The 17,148-nt window shown below is 62.7% G+C and carries 15 protein-coding genes; 6 read left to right on the top strand and 9 right to left on the bottom strand.

Features of this window, described 5'->3' with window-relative positions:
• Positions 1–103 precede the first annotated feature (103 nt).
• Positions 104–862: a hypothetical protein gene (locus D1223_RS15200; protein WP_147372865.1), complete on the top strand. Its 759-nt coding sequence runs from the start codon at positions 104–106 to the stop codon at positions 860–862.
• Positions 863–880: 18 nt separating this feature from the next.
• On the opposite strand, the gene D1223_RS15195 is transcribed toward D1223_RS15200, so the two are convergent.
• Genes D1223_RS15195 through D1223_RS15180 form a run of 4 tightly spaced genes read right to left on the bottom strand, consistent with a single transcriptional unit; the run spans position 881 to position 5,072 of the window.
• The gene (locus D1223_RS15195; protein WP_119377284.1) at positions 881–2,290 is read right to left on the bottom strand and encodes an alanine/glycine:cation symporter family protein; all 1,410 of its coding nucleotides are present in this window, start codon (positions 2,288–2,290) and stop codon (positions 881–883) included.
• Positions 2,291–2,293: 3 nt separating this feature from the next.
• Entirely contained in the window at positions 2,294–2,875 is a 582-nt protein-coding gene (locus D1223_RS15190; RefSeq protein ID WP_119377283.1) for an FMN-binding negative transcriptional regulator, read from the bottom strand.
• The gene (locus D1223_RS15185) at positions 2,872–3,828 is read right to left on the bottom strand and encodes an alpha/beta hydrolase (RefSeq protein WP_119377282.1); all 957 of its coding nucleotides are present in this window, start codon (positions 3,826–3,828) and stop codon (positions 2,872–2,874) included. Before D1223_RS15185 ends, D1223_RS15190 begins: the two co-directional genes overlap by 4 nt.
• A 41-nt stretch (positions 3,829–3,869) precedes the next feature.
• Complete coding sequence (locus D1223_RS15180) at positions 3,870–5,072, bottom strand: PepSY-associated TM helix domain-containing protein (RefSeq protein ID WP_158588507.1); 1,203 nt, start codon at positions 5,070–5,072, stop codon at positions 3,870–3,872.
• Between the two features lie 247 nt (positions 5,073–5,319).
• Here D1223_RS15180 and D1223_RS15175 point away from each other — a divergent pair, with 247 nt between their 5' ends.
• The 3 genes from D1223_RS15175 to D1223_RS15165 all read left to right on the top strand — a co-directional run bounded on the left by D1223_RS15175 (position 5,320) and on the right by D1223_RS15165 (position 11,761).
• Positions 5,320–7,500, top strand: a complete 2,181-nt coding sequence (locus tag D1223_RS15175) for a TonB-dependent siderophore receptor (RefSeq protein ID WP_119377280.1) — start codon at positions 5,320–5,322, stop codon at positions 7,498–7,500.
• A gap of 25 nt (positions 7,501–7,525) precedes the next feature.
• Entirely contained in the window at positions 7,526–10,828 is a 3,303-nt protein-coding gene (locus D1223_RS15170) for an amidohydrolase family protein (protein WP_119377279.1), read from the top strand.
• A gap of 177 nt (positions 10,829–11,005) precedes the next feature.
• On the top strand, positions 11,006–11,761 hold the full coding sequence (locus tag D1223_RS15165) for an AraC family transcriptional regulator (RefSeq protein ID WP_119377278.1): 756 nt from the start codon (positions 11,006–11,008) through the stop codon (positions 11,759–11,761).
• Positions 11,762–11,785: 24 nt separating this feature from the next.
• Here the strand turns inward: D1223_RS15165 and D1223_RS15160 are convergent, their stop codons facing one another.
• The 3 genes from D1223_RS15160 to D1223_RS15150 form a co-directional block, all read right to left on the bottom strand.
• Positions 11,786–12,247 (bottom strand): nuclear transport factor 2 family protein, encoded by a 462-nt coding sequence (locus D1223_RS15160; protein WP_119377277.1) that lies wholly within the window; start codon positions 12,245–12,247, stop codon positions 11,786–11,788.
• A 65-nt stretch (positions 12,248–12,312) separates the two neighbouring features.
• Entirely contained in the window at positions 12,313–12,798 is a 486-nt protein-coding gene (locus D1223_RS15155) for a YHS domain-containing (seleno)protein (protein ID WP_119377276.1), read from the bottom strand.
• Positions 12,799–13,041: 243 nt separating this feature from the next.
• Positions 13,042–13,863 carry an isochorismatase family protein gene (locus D1223_RS15150; RefSeq protein ID WP_233353201.1) on the bottom strand — a complete coding sequence of 274 codons (822 nt, stop codon included), beginning with the start codon at positions 13,861–13,863 and terminating at the stop codon, positions 13,042–13,044.
• A gap of 273 nt (positions 13,864–14,136) precedes the next feature.
• Between D1223_RS15150 and D1223_RS15145 the strand changes: the two genes are divergently transcribed.
• The gene (locus tag D1223_RS15145) at positions 14,137–15,126 is read left to right on the top strand and encodes an AraC family transcriptional regulator (RefSeq protein ID WP_158588506.1); all 990 of its coding nucleotides are present in this window, start codon (positions 14,137–14,139) and stop codon (positions 15,124–15,126) included.
• Between the two features lie 18 nt (positions 15,127–15,144).
• Here D1223_RS15145 and D1223_RS15140 read toward each other — a convergent pair whose 3' ends face one another.
• Both D1223_RS15140 and D1223_RS15135 read right to left on the bottom strand, forming a co-directional pair.
• Positions 15,145–15,720: a hypothetical protein gene (locus tag D1223_RS15140; RefSeq protein WP_147372863.1), complete on the bottom strand. Its 576-nt coding sequence runs from the start codon at positions 15,718–15,720 to the stop codon at positions 15,145–15,147.
• A 476-nt stretch (positions 15,721–16,196) separates the two neighbouring features.
• Positions 16,197–16,472: a hypothetical protein gene (locus tag D1223_RS15135; protein ID WP_119377273.1), complete on the bottom strand. Its 276-nt coding sequence runs from the start codon at positions 16,470–16,472 to the stop codon at positions 16,197–16,199.
• Between the two features lie 281 nt (positions 16,473–16,753).
• Between D1223_RS15135 and D1223_RS15130 the strand changes: the two genes are divergently transcribed.
• Positions 16,754–17,140, top strand: a complete 387-nt coding sequence (locus D1223_RS15130; protein ID WP_119377272.1) for a hypothetical protein — start codon at positions 16,754–16,756, stop codon at positions 17,138–17,140.
• Positions 17,141–17,148: the final 8 nt, after the last annotated feature.

Raw genomic sequence — 17,148 nt, 5'->3', positions numbered from 1 at the left:
GGCGGCTGGCCCGAAGGACGAACTTAAAGGCCTGATGACGCAATTGCTTTCTGCCACGCATCGCTAGGTTACTGGACAGGTTACCAGCAAAGAGGACGAAGGCATGCATCAGGGTCGAGGCATTGGCGAGCAGTTGACGAACGGGGTTCGGTTCCCCGCCATGCTGGGCGCAGCCGCGCTGTTTGCCGAGGTCGCCGGCGCCGAGGAAAAGGTCTGGCTGTCGGCCGACTTCGCTGCAACGTCCAGCCTGTTCGACCGAGGCGAACAGATTGGCGGCCCGACGCTGGAATTCGGCGCCACAGCAGAGACAACCGTCTCTGGCGCCACGGTCTATGCCGCCTTCTACAGGCTTCTGCCAGTCGGGCCCGATCAGGAAGCCTTCGATGACGAGGCTGATTACACGGCCGGGCTCGTGCTCGAGAATGACACAGTTGTTGCAGACCTCTCGGCGAACTGGCTGACCTATCCGGGCGAGGGCGCCGAGGCCAGCCTCGAACTTGTCGGTGCTTTCGACTTCAACGCGCCGTACGCGCCGAATATCACCGGCTTCTACGATGCCGACTTCGAGGACTGGGGCGTCGAAGTGTCTGCCGGCCCCAGCTGGGATGTTGGCGGATGGACGAGTTATGCGCTCGGCCGCGCCGGGTTCGTTGTCCCGGGCGATGGTTCGGCGAACCGCTCCTATCTTGGTGCGGAGATCGGTGCCTCCAGGCCGGTTTCGGACAATGTCGAGTTCGGGATATTTGCCCGTGCCGAGGCTGCTGACGCAGAGAGCTATGCCGACGAGATTCGCAACGGCGCCGTGACCCGTTTCCGCGACAGCGGTATCGCGGTCGGCATGACGCTGTCAGTGTCGGGCTGATTGCTGAGCGGTTCTCACTCAGCGCGTGTCCGGCAGCTTGCCCAGCCTTGCGCGGAATAGCGCCGTTTCCTCACCGACGACCTTTTGCAACAGGTAGAGCCCGATCAGGTTCGGCAGCGAGAGCATGAAGAACAAGCTGTCGATCAGGTTGGTGACGGTGGTCACGTCGACCATCGCGCCGACCGGCAGAAGGCCGCAGAAGAAGCAGAGATAGATGCGGCGCATCCAGATCGAATGGCGCGAGAAATAGTCGATGACCTGCAGGCTGTAATAACCCGCCGCCAGAATGGTCGAGAAAGCAAACAGGCTGACCGCCACGGCAAGGACATATGGAAACCAGGCCGATACCGTCCCGAAGGCTGCAGACGTCATGGCGATGTCGTCATACCCCTTGTTCCAGACCCCGGTCGTGATGATGACCAGCGCGGTGGCGGCGCAGATGACGATCGTGTCGATGAAGGGCTCGATCAGGGCGACATGGCCTTGCGAGGCCGGATGTCTTGTGCGGGCCGCCGAGTGGGCGATGGACGCGCTGCCGATGCCAGCCTCATTCGAGTAGGCGGCCCGGCGCATACCCGCCACGAAACTCCCCGCCAGTCCGCCGGCCGCCGCATCGGCGCTGAAGGCGTCATGCACCATGGTCACGATGGCGCCCGGCACAGCCTCCAGATTGACGGCCAGCACAACAAGGACACCGCATACATACAGCGCGCACATGAAGGGTATCAGCCTCGAGGTCACCTCACCGATTGAGTGCACGCCGCCGATCAGGACCAGTGCCGCAATCGCAGCGATCACGATGCCATAGCCGAGCGCCCAGCCTGTATCGCGTTCGAGTCCGACAACCTCGCTCAGCTGCGCATAGGACTGGTTGACCTGGATGACCTGCACAAAGGCGAATAGCGCAAACACCGCATAGGCGGTCGCCAGCACCTTGCCGAGGCGGGGCATCCGGCGCTCGGCAAGGCCGCGGCTGAGATACCACATCGGACCGCCCGAGACGGTGCCGTCATCATTGATGACCCGGTAGCGCACGGCCAGCGTCACCTCGGCATATTTCAGGCTCATGGCAAAAAAGCCGATGATGATCATCCAGAATGCCGCGCCCGGTCCACCCATCGCAATGGCGATGGCAACGCCGGCGATATTGCCAAGTCCGACCGTGCTCGCGAGGGCCGTTGAAAGGGCCTGGAAGGGCGAGAGCTCTCCCGGTGCATCAGGGTCTTCGTAGCGCCCGGCGAGGACCTTCCACCCCGTTGCAAACCCGCGAAGGTTCAGGAAACCGAGGCGCAGGGTGAAAAACACCATGGCCGCGAACAGCCAGAGCACGATGAGCTGGACCTCGACCCCGAAAAGGGTGACCGAATAGAAAACGGCGCTGGCCAGCGCAGAGCCCAGTGCGTCGGCAAATCCGGTAATCATGTCCATGGCCTACTCCATCCAGTCGGCTAGAGGATGATCCCCGAGGCCTCTCTTGATCTCATCATGGACGGTCTCGCTTTCGTCCTGGCCGAGCTTGAAGCGGGGCTCGATCTTGCTGATCGGGGCACGGAAGCCGGTAATGCCGGCTAGCAGCGTCTCGTAACGTGGCCCGATCCGGTCGACGGTCCAGCCCGATCCGGCCCGCGCTTCCATATGGCGGACCAGCGCTTCGACAGCCGGCTTCGTCAGCGCCTCGTCGACCTGCATCGACGCAGCCTCAATCTTGAGCGACAGGAAATTCCAGGTCGGCGCCCAATCCGTTTGCGAGACCCAGCCCGGCGGGATGTAGGCATTTGCGCCGAGGAACAGGAAGACAGCTTTGCCGTCTCGCCGAAGGACGTCGCTCGCGGGCCCACGCACAGGCATGTGGCCAAGGATGGAAAGGGGGATGCCATCTGCATCGGTCTCGATGAGCAGGGGCATCAGCAAGGCCGTTGACGGGTCGGCTGCGGGTACAATCCAGGCAAGTGGATAGGCTGCGGCAAAGTCGAGGATATCGCGAGTAGGAACCTTGCTGAAATCCGCGCTCATGAGGCCAGGATCCGCTTCATCCAGGCGGCACTGTCGGCGATGGCGCGCTGTGCCAGCGGAGAAATGGACATTGCCTCCAGAAAGCTGTGGGTCGCGCCGGGATAGATTATCGCGCTCGCTTCGACGCCGGCCGCTTCCAGCCGCCGCACCAGCTCCTTGTTCTCATCGAGCAGGATATCGCATTCGGCGATACACAGATGCGTAGGCGGCAGCCCACCCAGCTCACCCAGCAGCACCCTCGCATAGGGGCTCTCAAGCTCGGTCTCGGCCACATAGGCCTGCCAGAAATCATCCATCTCGCTGACGTCGAGCATGTAGGGCAGGCCGTTATAGCGTTGGTGCGATGTACGATGTTCGGTGTCGAGGGCGCCGTAATTGATCAGGACGCCGTCCGGGACTCTCGCGCCCGTGTCGCGCAGCAACTTTGTAGCCGCGAGCGCGAGGTTGCCGCCGGCCGAGTCGCCGCCAATCAGCAATTTGCCTGTATTGAGTCCATGCGCGCTGCCTTCGTCTTGAAGCCAGTTCACGCAGTCGACCGTTTCGTTGAGCGCCGCCGGGAACGGATGCTCTGGCGCAAGCGAATAATCGAGGCCGACCACCGCGCAGCCTGCAGCATCGGCATATTCCCGCATCAGCCGGTCATGGGTGTCGAGGCTGAAGAGCATCCAGCCGCCGCCATGCAGATAGAGGAGCGTGCCTGCGCCCGCGCCGCTTTCAGGAATGTAGATCCGCAGCGTCCGGCCCGTTTGCGGCAGCGTGATCTCGCGGACCGCCTGCATCTGCGGCCCGCCTTCACGCCAGGGTTCGCGAATTTTTTCGGCGACGGCCCGGCGAGCCTGCAAGCTGAGCGGGCCGTCGCCCGCGAGTTCTGCAGAGCGTTTGGTGACATCTTCCACGAACCGCCGGACTTCGGGTTCGAGATCGTCGGCCTGCGTCTGGGAAGAAGCGCTCATGAAAGTCTCTCTCACGTAGGGGGTCGGAATAGACGGCGGGCTCAGGCGCCGTGCTGCTCTGCCGCGGCAAGCCGCTTCTTGCGGGCTGCGATCCTCGGTCCGCGCTTCTTCAGCCAGACCCAAAGCCCGGTGACGCACATTTCAGCCGTCGCAAGGCCTGTGAGGAAGACGATGAACACCGTCACCGGTCCGCCGACTTCGCCGCTGTGCAGGGGATAGACCGAGCGCATCAGGGCAAGGCCGGTGCTGTTGTCATAGGGATTGACCTGCTGGACGAAGGCGCCCGTGGCCGCGTCGAAATGGTAGTAGATCGGCCCCAGCGCCTTGTAGTTCAGCACGCCATCATCGGTCAGCGTTGCACCATAGAGGTTGTAGTCGGGGTAGTAGAGCATCGTGGCGGGCTGCCAGGACACACCCGCGGCTGCGATCTGTTCCTGCGTGCGCGCCAGGGCTTGCTGGAAGGAGAGGTCAGGCTGTGTGCCTTCAGGAAAGAGGACCGGCTGGTCGAAATAGGATTCGCCGGTCGGTGCGATCATCTCTGCGAAGGGCGCCCAGAACTCGAAGAAGAAGTTCAGGGCCACCGATGTGAAGGCGAGGATCACCACAAACGCAAAAAGCCACAGGCCGCTGGCCTGGTGGATGTCCAGCATCTGACGGGCAAAGGAGCGTTTCGGGCTATAGGTCCAGGCGGCCAGCCACTTCTTGAAGACAGGGCCACGCTTGGGAAAGGTCAGATACAGGCCGACCAGCGAGCTCAGCAGCCAGCCGAGCGCGATGAAGCCGAGGAAGATGCGGCCGGTATCGCCGAGCAGGAAGTTCTCGTGGAAGCCGAGGATGAGCGGGATGATCTGGCGCCCGGAGAAGCCGGGCTCGGTGCTGCGTGTCCCGATGACGTCGCCCGACGCCGGATCGAGGAACACCTCGTCATGGTCGAGCGCGGGCGCGCCGGGGGCGGGGACAACCTTCACCGGTATGGTTTCATCCGTGTGCGGATTGAGCGGGAACTCGACCACCTGGACATGCGGCGCCTGCGCCTCGAAACGCGATACCGCCTCGACCGTATCGAGGCGCTCGCTCGCCGCGCCCTGGAATATCATGAGGTCCGCATTCACCCAGCGGTCGAGTGACTCGCGCATGGTCAGCAGCGATCCCGAAACCGCCGCGAGGAACAGGAAGAGGGCCATCAGAACGCCGAACCAGCGATGCAGGAAGAGCCAGGTGTTTGAAGGAAGGGCTGTGCTCATATCGCAGGAATGCTCCGGATTTCTCGACCTGAAGGATAAGCGAAACTCAGCGCCAGGAGCCATACGCAGTCAGGGTCGAAATTTGTCTTGAATGGGTCGGCAATTGCGAATAACTCGCATTTGCGATGCTGCGGAATGGCCAAAAATGAGAACTATGCGACCCAAAGCCAAAATTCAGCGCGCACGGGCCCTGATACATTTTGATGACAGGAGCGGCATGTGGCGCAAGCAAATCCAGAGGGATAAAATGGCACTGAATCCGATTGAACGACCGCTGAATACGCGAGCAGTCCTGCTTGCAACCACGATGCTCGCCGCGCTGATTGCGCCGGCGGCAGTGGCCCAGGAAGACACCAGCGAGGACGAGGTCGCCGTCCAGGACACTATCTATGTCATCGCACCGGACTTCGTGCCGAGCGAAGGCCAGAGCGCAAACAAGAGCGATATCGCCCTGATCGAGACGCCGCAGTCTGTCTCCGTCATCACGCGCGACCAGATCGACCTGCTCAACTTTATCGATGCCCAGCAGGCCGTCCGCTACACCTCCGGCGTTTTTGGCGAGAATTACGGCCCCGACCTGCGCTTTGATTTCGTGACGGTTCGCGGGTTCACGCCGAAGCAGTACATCGATGGCCTGGCCGCACCGGTCTCGACCTCCATCTATAGCGTCGGCCTCGACCTCTACGCCTTTGAATCGTTCGATGTGCTCAAGGGCCCGTCTGCGGCCCTGTACGGCAACTCGCCGCCCGGCGGCCTCTACAACCAGACGACCCGCCGGCCGGAAGACGAGTTCAGCGGCGAGCTATCAGCCCAGTATGGCACCGACAATTACAAACAGGTGGCTGGCACCTTCACCGGCCCGCTTGGCGATAATGTCAGCTTCCGGCTGACCGGCCTGGTGCGTGACCGCGATGCCGAGCGCGATCTTGTTTCCGCCAATCGCGAATTGTTCGCTCCCGCCCTCAAAGTCGACTTCACGCCCGACACCGAGCTGACGCTGCTTGGCTACTATCAGTCGGACGAAGTCATGGGTGACACGAACGGCTTCCTGCCGGTCTATGGCACGCTGCTTCCGAACCCTGTCGGGAAGATCGATCCCTCGACCAATCTCGGCAACCCTAACAACCGGTTCGACCGGGAGCAGTGGGGCCTCGGTTACGAGTTTGAGCACAGGTTCAACGAGATGGTGAGCTTCATCTCCAACTCGAAGCTGAGCGACTATGACGAGGACACCCCGACCGGGATCTACGGATCGGGCGGTCTCATCGACAATGATTTCGACGGCACGCCGGATGATTTCCGCACGGTGCTGCAGTCGAACTTCACCTATCGCGAAAGCGTCGAGAGCTTTGCTACGGACAACCGGTTCGACATCAACCTCGAAACAGGTGGTGTCACGCATGACATCATTGTGGGCTACGACTACCGCGACGTCGAGAACGTTGCCGATTTCGGCTTTTTCTACGGCACCGACACGATCGACCTGTTCGATCCGGTCTACGACTATCCGGCGGACCTGACACCCGGCTATCCGTCCGCGTTCAACAACCAGACGCTCCAGCATTCCGGGCTCTACGCGCAGGATCATATCGGGATCGGCAACCTGTTCTTCACGCTGAGCGGGCGCTATGACGATGTCACGATCGAGAACAATGCAACCGGTACGGAGACGCAGCAGGACGCGTTCACCTATCGCGTCGGCGCCAACTATGTCTTCGACAGCGGCATCGCGCCCTATATCAGCTATGCGACCTCGTTCGAGCCGGTGATCGGCACGGACTCGGTGACGGGCAATGATTTCGACCCGAGCGAAGGCGAGCAGATCGAGGCTGGCGTCAAGTTCGACGCGCGCGGCCTGCCGGAGGGCTATGAGCTTCTGCTGACCGGCGCGATCTACCAGATCACGCAGACCAATGTCGTGAGCACCGCCCCGTCGGTCACCCCGGTCTTCGGGACCCAGACCGGCGAGGTCGAGGTCCAGGGTGCCGAGATCGAACTCGTCAGCCGGATCAACGACCAGCTGTCGATCAACGCCTCTTACAGCTACACCGACAGCGAAGTGGTGAAGAGTTCCACGCCGCAGGAAGTCGGTGCGCCGCTTCCGGTGACGCCGGAGAACAAGGCGTCGATCTTCGCCGACTACTCCTTCATCGACGGCCCGCTCGCCGGCTTCGGCATCGGGGCAGGTGTCCGCTACACCAGCGAGAGTGAAGGCGCGCTGCCAGGCCCGTTCAACCCGGTCATCTATACCGGTGAGGAATCCACCCTGATCGACGCCATCATCCGCTACGATTATGAGAGCTGGCGGTTTGCCATCAACGGCTCCAACATACTCGACGAAGAGTATGTCGCCCGCTGCTCTGGCCCGGCCGGCTGTACGTATGGCGCTGGACGCCAGGTCATCGCGACGGTGACGCGGAAGTTCTGATGAAAGGGGAGGGCAGGCCGACCGTATGACACACCAGACGCCAGACCGGTCCTCCCGTCTTTCGACCAGACTGATTTGCACACTCGGCGCCATGCTGCTCAGCGTGGCGCCGGGCTGCATCCGGCAGGACGGCACGCAGCCCGCAACGGTCCAGCCCGAGCGCGCTGAAACACCCGGTATATCCGGCAAGCCTGCCACGCCCGCGGCACGCCCGGGCCAGACCTTGCCACTTGAGGCGTCCCGCACCGTGTCGTTCACGATTGGGGAGGGCACCCACCTCTCGCTGGACGTTTCGCCTGACGGCGACTCCATTGTCTTCGACATGCTGGGCGACATCTACCGCCTGCCGATCAGTGGCGGTGAGGCAGACGCGCTGACCCGGGGGCTGGCGCTCGACACCCAGCCGGTCTTCTCGCCCGATGGCGGTTCGATCGCCTTCCTGAGCGACCGCTCAGGCGCTGAAAACCTCTGGATCATGGACAGGGACGGCGCGAATGTGCGCCAGATTTCCTTCCACGACGACAACCCTGTCTGGATCTCGCCTGAATGGGGCCCGGACGGGAACACCATCACCGTGTCGCGCTTCTGGTCGGACCGGAATGCCTACGAGCTCTGGCAGTTCGACACCGCACCCGGCGCCATGGGCCGCGTCCTGCGGTCGACCGGGCCGGACACCGAGGAGGGCGAACCCGTCAGTTCGCTCGGCGCCCAGTTCGCGCCGGACGGGCGCACGCTCTATCTCGCCTCTCTCAGCGAAGAGACGGCTGCCTTCGACGAATTTTCGGCCTGGAAAGTGATTTCGCTCGATACAGACACTGGCGATGAAACCGTCCTGGCCGGCAGCAAGGACCACCCCGCTTTCCGTCCGCGCCTGTCTCCGAATGCCCGCCAGCTCGCCTATGCTGAACGCCATGGCAATACGACACGCCTTCAGCGGCTCGACCTTGCGAGCGGCGAGACGGAAACGATTGGCATGCTGGATCCGGATTCCCTGCAGGCCAGCCTCTGGCATGACGGCGTGCCGCGTTTCGATTTCACCCCCGATGGCTCGGCGCTGATTGCCAATACAGGTGGCCAGATCACGCGCTTCCCGCTTTCAGGTGAAGGGCCATCGGATATTGCTTTCACCGCCGAGGTCGACCAGCCGCTCGGGCCCCTGGTGCGCTCTCAGATTCCGCTTGAGAGCGGCCCTGTCCGTGCGCGCCTGCTCATGTCGCCTTCGTTGTCGCCGGACGGCGACGCGATCGCCTTCTCGGCGCTTGGCAACGTCTACACAGCGCCGTTGATGGGCGAGGGGGCGCCGAAGCGGCTGACCGAAGCCATGGAGTCGACCTATCACCCCGCCTGGTCGGCGGACGGTACACGGCTCGCCTTCGTCAGCTGGTCCAGGGCCGATGGCGGCCAGGTCTGGACATCCCGGCCAGATGGCACGGCGCTGCAGCAGGTAACCGCCGAGGCGGCGTTCTATACCCACCCCGTCTTCACGCCTGACGGGACGGCGATCATCGCCGTTCGCTCCAGCGCGGATGACCGGCGTGAAACCTATATGGAGTATGGCCAGCTGCGCGAGGCTGAGCTCGTGCTCATCCCGCTTGATGGCAGCGGGCCGCGCATCCTCGCCTCCGGCCGTCTTGGCGGGCGTCCGCATTTCTCGGGCGAGCCGGGGCGCGTCCTGTTCAATTCCGGCAAGGGCGTGGGAGCGGTTTCGCTGGAAACCGGCGAGCGTACCGTTGTCACACAGGCTGAAGGTGCGAACTGGTATTTCGCCGAAGGCGCGGCCGCCGCCGATGACCTCCGCGTCTCGCCGGACGGGCAATGGGCACTCGCCCAGATCGCCCAGCAGCTGCACCTCTACCGGCTGCCTCGAACGCCGGGCGAGACGGTGAACCTGTCCGCGCCCGCCACCGAGCATGTCCGCATCACCGATATCGGTGCCGACTATTTTGGCTGGAGCTGCAATGGCGACTGTCTGTTCTGGACCGTCGGCCCGACGCTGTACCGGCTGCCGCTCGGCGATGTCGACTTTGATGCACCGCGCAGTGACAGGCCGGTCCCGGTCGAACGCGGCTATGACGATGTCCGCGACATCGCGATCACTGTGCCGAGAGAGAGGCCCGGGCAGCAGGTGTTGCTGACCGGCGCGACCGTTTTCCCGATGGATGATCGCTCCGATCCCGCCCGAAGGATCGAAGGCGCGGAGATATTGCTGAAGGATGGCCGGATCGCTGCCATTGGGCCCGCGGGAACAGTGAGCGCCGATGAAGGCGTCGCGCGCATCGACCTCTCGGGCAAATACGTCATTCCCGGTCTCATCGACGCGCACTACCACGTCGCCGATATTCGCAGGGATGTCCTGCAGTTCGATGCCTGGGGGCTGAAGACCAATCTCGCCTACGGCATCACCACCCTGTTCGACCCGTCCTCGCTGACCATCGACATGTTCACCTATGAGGACCTTGTCGCGAGCGGCGCGGTTATCGGCTCGCGGCTCTATTCCACCGGGCCGGCGATCTTCGACTATCATGATTTCCGGTCGCTGGCCGAGGTCGAGGCCGTGCTGACGCGCTATCGCGACCACTACCGCACCCGGAACTTGAAGCAGTACCGCGTCGGTAACCGGCGCGTGCGCCAGTGGTTTGCCGATGCCGCGAACAGGCTCGGCATGACGCCGACCACGGAAGGGGCGCTGTCCTTCAAGTTGGGGCTCAGCCAGATTCTGGACGGGTACTCAGGCAATGAGCATGCCCTGCCGCCGCCTGTGCTCCACCGGGATGTGACAGAGCTGTTCGCGCAGAGCGGGACAAGCAGCACATTGACCCTGATGATCACGCATGGCGGCACGCCGGCTGATACCAGCTTCATCGCCCGCCGGCAGCCGCTTGAGGACACCAAATATGCGCGCTTCGCGCCGGAATGGTTCATTGAGCGCGAATTCGCCGGCGTCGAGGCACCTGATGAGAACGCCTTCCTTTACAAGACGGTTGCGGCCAGCGCCCATCGCATCTTTGAGGCGGGCGGCCTCGTGGGCGTCGGTGCGCACGGGGATCTTCCGGCGCTCGGCACGATCTGGGAGATCGAAGCCTATGTCGAGGGTGGATGGGCGCCCGCAGAAGCACTCTGGGCGGCCACGATGGGCAGTGCCGGCACGATTGCCCGCGATGACAGCCTGGGCAGCCTGGAGGCTGGCAAGGTCGCCGATCTTGTCGTGCTGGAAGGTGATCCCACCGCCGACATCCGGGCCATTGAAAACGTGCGCTTCGTCATGAAGCATGGCCATCTCTATGATGGCGAGACGCTCGATGAGCATGCGCTGACACGCATCCCTTAGCGGTCCTGCAAAGCCTGGCGCCTGCACAAACAGGCGGCACTGGCGGTCATGAATGTGGCCATCGGCGTGCAATCAGGTCATATATTGCTTCTATTGGGCCACTTACGGCGTCACTGAATTGTCATGTCTCCTGCAGCTGGCATCATCCCGGGCCTGTCGAGAAGAAATGAGCCTGCCATGAAGAGCACCGTTGATATCGATCTGGACTGCAGGGCCGTCGTTGGCCTGGCCGATGAGTATCCCGCCAGCTTCCGGGACCCTGCCCACTCGCACGAACGCATCCAGCTGCTCTATGCCAGCGCGGGCGTGATGTCGGTTGTCACCGATACGACCAGCTATGTGATCCCGCCCCAGCGCGCCGTCTGGATTCCGAGCGGCGTGCCGCATGAAGTCTCCTGCCGGGGGCCGGTATCGCTTCGCTCGCTCTACATCGATCCGCGTTATGAGCGCGGCGACCCGTATTGCCACATCGTCGAGGTCAGCCAGCTGCTGAAAGCGCTGATCATCGAAGTCACCCAGATTCCGCTGGATGTCGAACTCAGCGCGCGCGACGAGCAGGTCATCAACCTGCTCATCCGTGAACTGCTCGATTCCCCGAAGATCCCGTATGCGGCGCCGATGCCGAACGACCGGCGCCTGGTGCGGGTCTGCCGCCAGATCCTGGAAGATCCGTCCGATCCACGCGACACGAATGAATGGGCGGCCGTGGCCGGGATGAGCCGGCGTTCCTTCACCCGCGCCTTCAAGCGCGAGACGGGGATGGGGGTCGCGGTCTGGCGCCAGCAGGTCCGCCTGCTTGAAGCGCTGTCGCTGCTGTCCACCGGATCGCCGGTCACGTCCGTTGCCATGGATGTCGGCTATGAAAGCCCGAGCGCCTTCTGCGCCATGTTCCAGAAGGCGTTCGGTGTGCCGCCAAGCAAGTACGCCTTCTGACGGGCCCGCGACACGGGCACCTGTCTATAGACCGAGCTCGGTCAGACCCGGATAGGAATCCGGGCGGCGGCCAAGCGGCCAGTAGAGCAGTCTTTCCTCCTCGCGGATCGGCAGGTCGTTGATGCTGGCATGGCGGCGTTTCATCAGGCCGTTGTCATCGAACTCCCAGTTTTCGTTGCCGTAAGCGCGGAACCAGTCGCCCTCATCATTGTGGTACTCATAGGCATAGCGCACAGCGATGCGGTTTTCGTGGAAGGCGAAGAGCTCCTTGACGAGTCGGTAGTCGTGCTCCTGGCGCCATTTCCATTCGAGGAAGCGGACGATCTCGCAGCGGCCGTAGATGAACAGCCGCCTGTTGCGCCAGAGGCTGTCGGTTGCATAGGCCATCGACACCTTTTCGGGATCGCGGCTGTTCCAGCCATCTTCGGCGAGGCGGACTTTCTCCGTCGCGGTTTCAAGGCTGAAGGGGGGAAGGGGCTTGCGCATCGGTCTTCTCCGGGAATTGAGGGGTGGGGCGGCGGCCCGGACATGCCGGGCCGCCTGGCCGGGCGCTACAGGTCGCCAACAGCCTTGTGCTTGATGCTGGGCCAGGTCTTCTCGGCCCTGGCGATCGTGCCCTTTCGGTCCTTCTTGTACTTCTCGAAGATGGCGGCATTGACGAAGAGGTAGAGCTTGCCGTCCACGATGTCGGCATAGTGCGGGTCTCCATCGAACTTCTTGCCGACAGCGACGGCATAGGCGCAGAACCCGCCATATTGCGGCTTGTACTTGGCAGGGTCGGCCTTGAAGCGGCGGGCTGATTCCTCGGACGCGAAATAGTAGGCGACGCCATCGTTGACGACAGTGTGCGCGGCATCGCCTTCGGCAACCGCATTCAGCGTTGAAAGCGCAACCGTATCGACACCATGCACGCCGAGCGGGGCGCCGGACGCGGTGATGCCTGTTGAGACATTGTGCTCATCCTCGGCAAAGCTTGGCAGGGCTGGAACGCAAGCAAGCGCCAGCATCGTACCGGCAAGAAGAAGTCTGGAAGTCATTGGTCTATTCCTTTTGAGTTTGAGGCTGCAGGGGCGCAGCCGGTCTGAGGGCGCTGTGGGTTGCGGGGAGCGAACGGCACAGCAGGGCTTCGTTCAGCGACACGGGGCATTTGGTGACGCTGGCGAAAGGGATGGGAGGCGCCCGGCCGGCGGGGAGAACGGCGGTGTGCCAGCCGGGCGCGAGAGGGTCATCCGGGTCACGAGGAGTTCGGGGAGCGGACCGGATGACCTTCAGGGGGCGGGTTACCGGCGATAGGCAGCCTTGATCGCCTTCACCGTATTGGCGGTGTTGTCGACCTTGCTGGCGATCATCCGGAAGTTGGTGAGCGAGGCTTCGTAGCCATTGTAGTGCTCGGTGATCGCGCCGGCGGTCGCGTCCGTGACAACCATGACCTCAAAGCCCTGTTCGATCAGGCCGCGCATGTGCGACTCGGTGCACAGGTTCGACGACATGCCGGCGAGGATCACTTTCGAAATGCCGGCCTTGCGAAGTTGCAGGGCAAGGTCATTGCTGTCGGGGCCGTAGACCTTGTGCGGACTTGTCACGACAGTCTTGCCGTTCTCGATATAAGGCTTGTACTGCTCCAGCCAGTCGGCGCCGGACCCTTCAAAGCCTTCGAGATCCAGTGCATTCGGGCGGTCGAACATGCCGATGGAGTGCATCAGCGTCTCGAGCGTGCCTTCAAATTCCCAGCGATGGTCGTGCTCATAGTAATAGTGCGGCGAGATGAAGAGCGGCATGCCCGTCTCGCCGGATGCCTTGAACAGGGCCTCGATGTTCTGGACGGTGCGGTTTTCCGTAATGCTCTGGCCGACGACGCCCCAGGTGACGCCTTGGGGTGAAAGGAAGTCGTTTTGCGGATCGGTCACCACTATGGCGGTTTCACCGGGAACGATGTCGAAGCCCGGCATGGGCAGGCCATCATTGATCGGCGGCAGTGTCGCGGTCGCCGCCCGGCTCTTTTCAGCCTGCGCGGTTGCGGCGCCGGCATAGACGGAAATCGCAACCGTGGCGGATACGACGATCGTCATGATCGGGGCGGATTTGGGGTTCGGATTAGGCATGGCAACAGGTCTCCAGGTCGGTTTTGCACAACTCTCGAGCCGGTTCGCAGTGAGGCCTCTCTAGCCCGTATGTCCGCTGTCCGGTTCAAGGTGTGGCAAAGCTATCGGCGGGCAGGCCTGCCCGTATTGACGGCGTGCGACATGTTTTTGACCGCGCGCGTCAACTTCGCCCGGCGGAACGTTTGAACCTTCGAAAAAAGCCCCTAAAGTGAGTGCGCTGAGGCGTGATGGTCAGGGGGCGTGGCAGGTCGGCCGCGGAATGTAATGGCGCAAATGTCGGCTCTGTTTGCCGTCAGGATGATCAGTGAGGCAGGGCCGCAGCTCGACCGCGAAGCCCTGTTCCGGTCCTGTGGCCTGGACATGGCGTCGCCGCCGGACCAGACGGTCATGGTGTCCGATACGGACTATTACAGCCTGCTGGAGACGATCGCCGAACATGAGCGGCCCGATATCGGGTTTCACATCCGCGTTTCGCGGTCGATCAGCTGCGCGGACCTCGGTGCTGTGGGGCTGGCCTGGAAATCGGCGCCGGATCTTCGCCGGTCGTTCCGGCGGATGGACCGGTACTCGCGACTCTATAATACGGCGTCGTCATTCGAACTGGTCGAGAATGGCGACACGTATCTGTGGACCCATACACGCACGACGCCGGACCGGCTGGGCATGTATCTTTCCAATGAGGGGGCCCTGGCGACGTATGTGAATATCTGCCGCGAAGCGACCGGCGCGCAAAACCGTCCGCAAGCGGTGCAATTTCGCCACCAGGCCATCGGCAGCCAGAAAGCCCTCGAGGCGCATTCCCGGTGCCCTGTGACCTTTGGCGCGGATGTCGACGCCATCGTCCTGCCGGCGGCGCGCCTCGACATGCCGAACCTCGTCGGGGACGAGAGCATCTGGAATTTCTTTGCCTCGCATGTCGAGGAAAACCTGCCCGAGGAGGAGGTGCCGTTCGAGCGCCAGCTGGTGCTGCAGATAGCGGACCTTCTGACAGAAGGCGTGCCGCCCCTGGGGCAGGTCGCGGAAAGTCTTGGTATGAGCGCGCGGACCTTGCAGCGGCGCCTGGCCGATAGCGGGGTCACCTATCAGAACCTGGTCAATCAGGCCCGCCTGGAACTCGCGCAGTCGCTGATGGGTGAAACCAGCTATTCGCTCGCGGAGATCGCGTTCCTCACCGGCTTTTCCGAACAGAGCGCCTTTACGCGCGCGTTCAAGCGGTGGGTGGGAAAAACGCCGGGTGCGTTCAGGAGCGAAGTCGGCGCCTGAACACCGAGTCTGCCGTGCCTATTGCGCAGACAGGGAAACGGTGACGATGTCGTAATAGGCGCCGGCATAGACCGTCGTGGTCGGCGCGCCCTGGAAGTCCGGGCCCTTCACGCCGCGCACGACGATATAGGCGCCGACATCACGGCCCTCACGCAGGGCTTCTGATCCCGCAATGTTGAAGGTGCGGTCGGTCTCCAGGCTGACCGGGCGCGTGCCGAGCGCGTAGGAGAACTCGTCCGGTCCCTTGTCGAGATCGAAGGTGTAGGGGATCTGGTTGCCGGGACCTGTCTCCGTGCCGTCGCGCAGCAGGTAGCCGTCATTGGCGGAGGAGACTTCCACACGCGCGCCGCCCGCCGCGTTGCAGAGCAGGCCAAATGTGATGCCCCTGGTGATCTGCGCGTCAGTGCCGGACAGCTCGCCGAAATCGATGGAGAGACTGTTGCTTGAGGCTGTGATCCCGCAGATCTCTTCGACCTCGCCGGTAATCTCGATGGTCAGTTCAGCGCTTCCGCCCGGAGGCGCCTGGTTGAATTCGGCCGACGCCGTGCCCGCCAGGGCAAGCGTTGCCATAGATACGATTGCGACCTTTTTCATTCGCTTACTCCACTAGCCGGAACACCTCACCTGCTCTTTGTCCGGCGGCGCAGCGGCCTGCCAGAAAGGATTCAGCCTGTCTCGCGCCGGACATGGAGGCGATCTGCCTTCAGGCCTGGGCGCCGGGACGATGGCATCGCTCACCAGAAGCGGATGCTTCCGGAAACGAATACGCTGAATGGCGTTGGTTTGCCGAACTGGCTGTACGTCCCCTGAGCTTCGAGTGTCCCATTGTCCCCGAGTGCGAGCTCAAACACTCAGCCTACGAATTTAGAGGGTAGTTAACCTTTGTAAACCCTAAATTTTTTTACGGCGCAGATGTTCGCGCAAGGGGCGAATTTCGCGGCGCAATATGTCGGCTCAGAGACGAATTTGTCCGGGGCTCGAATGACGATTAGGCCGGTTTCATGGTATGCGCCCGCGCTTCCAGCTGTGCCCGACCGGTACAGGCGAAGCCACGCTCGCCGAGGCTCGTTTCATCTCGTCTTTTCGAGTTCCTTCGGGGTCGAAGCCTTGCGTATCCGCGTCTTCGCCTTCGGCTTGGGCAGCAGCCGGAAACGCGTCTGGCACCAGGCAAAACCGATGCCGACATCGAGCAGGGCATCGGACCGCCCGCAAGGGCAAAGGAATGGCATGATGCCCAGGACCCGATAGGTCTCTCCTGCAACAAGCGGTACAGCTTCGCCCGTTACATGGTTCGGGGCTGCGTTCACGCAGAGCACCAGATCGCCAGCACCAACATCATAGCTCATGGCATCAGTGTACCATGAAGCGCGCCCACGGCCATATGCCGGCAAGTGGGGGGAGGGCGGCGCCGTGGACGGGGTGTCGTCAGAGACCGGGCGCCGGCCTCATTCTGACGACGCAAAATCTGGCCACGCCGTCGCCAGCATGACCGTCGCGCCGCGCAGAACAGAATGTTGTTGATAGTCTCCAGTTTTTGGTTCGCATCTGTGGCCATTTCGCCTTACACGTGTAAGTGATTTGAAATGTCCCGCTGCTAATCGTGTCCCCTATGCGAACCGATAACATATTGAAGGTTTCAGTCTTCGCGCTGCTGATGGCGTCTTCTGCCTCCGCGGCGGCGATGGCGCAGGATGACCTGACCCTGAGCCTCGGCGCCGTTGTGCCCACGCGCTGCGTGGTCGCAAACGTCGAGCCGCTTCCGAGCGCGTCCGGTAGCCAGCTGCGTGTGGAGACGGCCTGCAATGCGAACAGCTTCATGCTGACACTGGACGGTGTGCCGAACCTCGATGTTTCGGCAGTCCGCCCCTTCCAGAATGCCGGGCAGACTCCGTCGGTGTCGCCAGCAGGCATCGAGGTCAGTCCGGACCGGCCCGGCGTCCAGATTATCGAGATCGATTTTACCAATGACCCGGCAGACCTTGCCAGCCTCGCCATTGGTGTCGAGGCCAGCTGAGGAAGAGG

Source organism: Henriciella mobilis, from assembly GCF_003576285.1.
Taxonomy (GTDB): Bacteria; Pseudomonadota; Alphaproteobacteria; order Caulobacterales; family Hyphomonadaceae; genus Henriciella; species Henriciella mobilis.
This window is presented reverse-complemented; position numbering and strand designations above follow the sequence as displayed.

What these genes read in the sequence shown, in the direction of transcription:
- D1223_RS15175 (WP_119377280.1), top strand. Translation starts at nt 5,320, where the DNA reads ATGGCACTGAATCCGATTGAACGACCGCTGAATACGCGAGCAGTCCTG.
- D1223_RS15200 (WP_147372865.1), top strand. Translation starts at nt 104, where the DNA reads ATGCATCAGGGTCGAGGCATTGGCGAGCAGTTGACGAACGGGGTTCGG.
- D1223_RS15150 (WP_233353201.1), bottom strand. Translation starts at nt 13,863, where the DNA reads ATGCCTAATCCGAACCCCAAATCCGCCCCGATCATGACGATCGTCGTA.
- D1223_RS15160 (WP_119377277.1), bottom strand. Translation starts at nt 12,247, where the DNA reads ATGCGCAAGCCCCTTCCCCCCTTCAGCCTTGAAACCGCGACGGAGAAA.
- D1223_RS15140 (WP_147372863.1), bottom strand. Translation starts at nt 15,720, where the DNA reads ATGAAAAAGGTCGCAATCGTATCTATGGCAACGCTTGCCCTGGCGGGC.
- D1223_RS15145 (WP_158588506.1), top strand. Translation starts at nt 14,137, where the DNA reads ATGTCGGCTCTGTTTGCCGTCAGGATGATCAGTGAGGCAGGGCCGCAG.
- D1223_RS15170 (WP_119377279.1), top strand. Translation starts at nt 7,526, where the DNA reads ATGACACACCAGACGCCAGACCGGTCCTCCCGTCTTTCGACCAGACTG.
- D1223_RS15185 (WP_119377282.1), bottom strand. Translation starts at nt 3,828, where the DNA reads ATGAGCGCTTCTTCCCAGACGCAGGCCGACGATCTCGAACCCGAAGTC.
- D1223_RS15190 (WP_119377283.1), bottom strand. Translation starts at nt 2,875, where the DNA reads ATGAGCGCGGATTTCAGCAAGGTTCCTACTCGCGATATCCTCGACTTT.
- D1223_RS15180 (WP_158588507.1), bottom strand. Translation starts at nt 5,072, where the DNA reads ATGAGCACAGCCCTTCCTTCAAACACCTGGCTCTTCCTGCATCGCTGG.
- D1223_RS15195 (WP_119377284.1), bottom strand. Translation starts at nt 2,290, where the DNA reads ATGGACATGATTACCGGATTTGCCGACGCACTGGGCTCTGCGCTGGCC.
- D1223_RS15165 (WP_119377278.1), top strand. Translation starts at nt 11,006, where the DNA reads ATGAAGAGCACCGTTGATATCGATCTGGACTGCAGGGCCGTCGTTGGC.
- D1223_RS15155 (WP_119377276.1), bottom strand. Translation starts at nt 12,798, where the DNA reads ATGACTTCCAGACTTCTTCTTGCCGGTACGATGCTGGCGCTTGCTTGC.
- D1223_RS15135 (WP_119377273.1), bottom strand. Translation starts at nt 16,472, where the DNA reads ATGAGCTATGATGTTGGTGCTGGCGATCTGGTGCTCTGCGTGAACGCA.